Origin of the sequence: Methylophaga sp. UBA1464 (genome assembly GCF_002325665.1) — a bacterium.
Taxonomy (GTDB): Bacteria; Pseudomonadota; Gammaproteobacteria; order Nitrosococcales; family Methylophagaceae; genus Methylophaga.
Window position 1 is genome coordinate 45,274 of record NZ_DCSO01000048.1, and the last position, 365, is coordinate 45,638.

Sequence of the window (365 nt, forward strand, 5' to 3'; positions counted from 1 at the left end):
GCACCACCAGCAGCAATGACTTCTCCAGGTTGGGCAATACGATACTGGACTCGACCATCACGGACAGCTTTAAGCTCACTATCAGAAATATCTGCCTGAATACGATCAATACTGGCCTGAGCACCTAATAAAGCCGATTCGGCTCCAGCCATTTGAGCTCTGGCTGTGACAATGGCAGCATCGGAAGCGGCTACTTGTGCCTTTGAAGCACTGACCGCGGCTATGGCACTTTGCTGACGAGCAAAATCATCATCTGCTTCCTGTTGGGATGTTGCGCCACGTCCTGCTAACGACGAAGACCGCTCATAACGCTTACGAGCTACATTTAATTCGGCCTCGCGCTGAGCAACCAAAGCTAATGCCGC

Annotated in this window: 1 pseudogene; it reads right to left on the reverse strand. The window is 51.8% G+C overall.

Features of this window, described 5'->3' with window-relative positions:
* Positions 1-365, reverse strand: a pseudogene (locus tag B3O33_RS05810) (glycoside hydrolase family 43); the annotation flags it as partial.